The sequence below is a fragment of the Streptomyces sp. NPDC048483 genome (assembly GCF_040651455.1).
In the GTDB taxonomy this organism is placed as follows: domain Bacteria; phylum Actinomycetota; class Actinomycetes; order Streptomycetales; family Streptomycetaceae; genus Streptomyces.
Genome location: NZ_JBEZJZ010000207.1, coordinates 2745 through 6186, shown reverse-complemented (window position 1 = coordinate 6186; position 3442 = coordinate 2745). Strand labels below are relative to the sequence as shown.

Below are 3442 nucleotides of genomic sequence, written 5' to 3'. Positions count from 1 at the left end.
TCGACCGGCGGGCGAGGCCAGGACGATACCGTCGAACGGTCCGCCGTACGCTGCCGCGAACGCGACGGCGTCGGTGGCTCCGTCGCGGCGGAAGGCTGCGGCCCGCACCCGCCCGGCCTGCTGTGGCGGCCACGTCGCAGCACAACTCAGGCCGCGCCACCGCGCGGTCTCCGAACGAACCGGGGGCGTGATGAACGGGACGGACGCATGGGGCTTCGCCACGCGCGAAGCGGCCACCACAAAAGGCCGCACCACAGACAACGGAGCTGCCGGCCAGGCGGCGGCGCACGACGAGCCGTACGGGCCGCTGCGTACGGCGCGCGCAGCGCTCACCCGCATCCTTGAGCCGGGCGACGAAACGGCCGGTCGCTGGCTGCGCGAAATGGGTCCGGAGTCCTTGTGGCGCGCACTGTCCGGTGACGCCGCCCCGCCCGCAGGCGCGCGCCCCGACAAGATCGCGGGCCTGCGGCTGCGCGCGGCGCGTACCGATCCCGCCGGGGACCTGGCCACCCTCACCGCCCTCGGCGGCCGCTTCCTCATCCCCGGCGACGAGGAATGGCCCGGCCAGCTCGACGACCTCGGCGACGGCCGCCCCATCGGCCTGTGGGTGCGCGGTCTGGCGAACCTCCGGTTCTGGGCGCTGCGCTCCGTTGCCATCGTCGGAGCGAGGGCCTGCACCGAATACGGCGCCCACCTCGCCGCCACCCTCGGCGCCGCCCTCGCCGAACGCGGCTGGACCGTCGCCTCCGGAGCCGCGTACGGCGTCGACGGAGCGGCTCACCGAGGCGCGCTCGCCGCCGACGGCGCGACCCTCGCCGTGCTCGCCTCGGGCGTCGACCACGCCTACCCGCGCGGACACACCGAACTGCTCGGCCGCATCGCCGAACAGGGCCTGCTGGTCGCCGAGTTACCGCCGGGCGACCACCCCACCCGCAGCCGCTTCATCCAGCGCAACCGCGTCATTGCCGCGCTCACCCGAGGCACCGTCGTGGTGGAGGCGGAACTCCGCAGCGGGTCGCTGGTCACCGCCCGGCGGGCGCTGGCACTCGGACGGTTCACCATGGGCATGCCCGGACCCGTCACCAGCGGCCTGTCCGCAGGTGTGCACCAACTCCTGCGCGGCGAGGCGACGCTGGTCACCGACGCCGACGAGGTCATCGAACTCGTCGGCAGCATCGGCGACCTCGGCCCCCAGCGGCACGGGCCGACCCTCGCCCGCGACCTCCTGGACCCCGTCGCGGCCCGCGTACTGGAGGCCCTGCCCGCCCGCGGCGGGGCGGACGCCGGCCATCTGGCCAGGGAATCGGGCACGACCCGCGACATCGTGCAGAGCAAGCTCGTTGAGCTGCAGTCGCTCGGATTCGTTCAAAGGTGCGGTGGCCGCTGGGAGTTGGCCCGACGCGCCGAGCCTGCCGAAGGTTCCCGGCGAGGCGGTACTTGACCTGGGGCGAACGGGTGAAAGGGTGAGGGGAATGACCGCAGAATCCAGGTTTGCCTTGCTTCGGCGCGGGGCGTCGACCCGTGGGGCGACGATGAGGCGGCGCAACGGACGCGAGGGATCCCGCCCGCCGCGTCAAGGCGCCCGGCCGTCCGGCCCCACGGTGATCCGGGCCCGGTGCCGATTCCCGGTGCTGCCGCGCTGTACGAGGTAACCCTGAGGTGCGGGCAGCGGAACGTATCTGCGCACGCCCGATCCGCCCTTCCTCGCACACCGCGACGCCGCGGTCACGCTACGCTCACAGGCACTTCACCCCTCAACCGTCCACCCATCCAGCGTCTCGGCAGAACGGCTCAAGGCGACGAATGCCCCAGCACACCTCCGGGTCTGACCGCGCGGCTGTACCACCCGCCGCGCGCGGCAGCGTGCGCCCCGCCGCGCCCTCCTCGCTCGACGAGCTGTGGCGCTCCTACAAGGCGTCGGGCGACGGACGGTTGCGGGAACAGCTGATCCTGCACTACTCCCCGCTGGTCAAATACGTTGCCGGCCGCGTCAGCGTCGGGCTGCCCCCCAACGTCGAACAGGCCGATTTCGTTTCCTCCGGAGTCTTCGGCCTGATCGACGCCATCGAGAAATTCGAACCGGAACGCTCCATCAAGTTCGAGACCTACGCGATCACCCGCATCCGCGGCGCCATGATCGACGAGCTGCGCGCGCTGGACTGGATTCCCCGGTCCGTACGGCAGAAGGCCCGAGCCGTGGAACGGGCGTACGCCACCCTCGAGGCGCAGCTGCGCCGCACCCCGTCCGAGGCGGAGGTCGCCGACGAGATGGGTATCGCGTTGGAGGAGCTCCACGGCGTGTTCAGCCAGCTGTCCCTGGCCAATGTGGTGGCGTTGGAAGAGCTGCTGCACGTCGGCGGCGAGGGCGGCGAGCGGCTCAGCCTCATGGACACGCTGGAGGACACCGCTGCCGAGAACCCTGTCGAAATCGCCGAGGACCGAGAGCTGCGGCGACTGCTCGCGCGCGCCATCAACACCCTTCCCGACCGCGAGAAGACCGTGGTCACCCTCTACTACTACGAGGGCCTCACGCTCGCCGAGATCGGCAATGTCCTGGGTGTCACCGAGAGCCGGGTGAGCCAGATCCACACCAAGTCCGTACTGCAGCTCCGGGCGAAACTCGCCGACGTCGGACGCTGAAACCGCCGAAACCGGGGTGCCGGGCGGAGTGCCGCGACGGGCGAGCCATCCGTACAGTGGGCATGTGCCAAGGATTCGAGCGGCCTCTGTGGCCGAGCACCGGACGATGCAGCGCGGCGCCCTCCTGGACGCCGCCCGCACCCTGCTGTCCGAAGGTGGAACGGAAGCGCTGACCTTCCCCGCCCTCGCCGAGCGCACGGGACTCGCGCGCTCCTCCGTGTACGAGTACTTCCGCTCCCGCGCGGCCGTCGTCGAGGAGCTGTGCGCTGTCGACTTCCCGGTCTGGGCCGCGGAGGTCGAGGCGGCGATGGAGCGCGCCGGTACGCCCGAGCAGAAGATCGAGGCATATGTGCGCCGGCAACTGGGCCTGGTCGGCGACCGGCGCCACCGTGCCGTCGTCGCCATCTCGGCCGGCGAGCTGGACGCCGGCGCGCGCGAGAAGATCCGCGCGGCACACGGCGGGCTCATCGCCATGATCATCGAAGCCCTCGCCGCACTCGGCCACGACCAGCCCCGGCTCGCCGCCATGCTTCTCCAGGGTGTTGTCGACGCCGCGGTCCGGCGCATCGAACTCGGCGCGGCGGAGAACCCGGACGAGATCACGGAGGCGGCGGTGGGGATGGTCCTGCGCGGGGTGCGCGGCTGACTCGGGGGGGCCTCCCCCCCGCCCCCACCCCTCCCCCAACAACGCTCGTTGCGCCCGCAGCCCGCAGCCCGCAGCCCGCAGCCCGCAGCCCGCAGCCCGCAGCCCGCAGCCCGCAGCCCGCAGCCCGCAGCCCGCAGCCCGCAGCCCGCAGCCCGG

At 72.5% G+C, this 3442-nt stretch carries 3 protein-coding genes; all 3 read left to right on the top strand.

Going from position 1 to position 3442, the window contains the following annotated elements:
* Window positions 1–190 precede the first annotated feature (190 nt).
* The 3 genes from dprA to AB0D04_RS41980 all read left to right on the top strand — a co-directional run bounded on the left by dprA (window position 191) and on the right by AB0D04_RS41980 (window position 3286).
* Entirely contained in the window at window positions 191–1441 is a 1251-nt protein-coding gene (gene dprA / locus AB0D04_RS41990; protein WP_362712687.1) for a DNA-processing protein DprA, read from the top strand.
* A gap of 362 nt (window positions 1442–1803) precedes the next feature.
* Window positions 1804–2640 carry an RNA polymerase sigma factor WhiG gene (whiG, locus tag AB0D04_RS41985; protein WP_362712685.1) on the top strand — a complete coding sequence of 279 codons (837 nt, stop codon included), beginning with the start codon at window positions 1804–1806 and terminating at the stop codon, window positions 2638–2640.
* A gap of 106 nt (window positions 2641–2746) precedes the next feature.
* Window positions 2747–3286, top strand: coding sequence for a TetR/AcrR family transcriptional regulator (locus AB0D04_RS41980; protein WP_362712690.1), 540 nt, complete (start codon window positions 2747–2749; stop codon window positions 3284–3286).
* Window positions 3287–3442 lie beyond the last annotated feature (156 nt).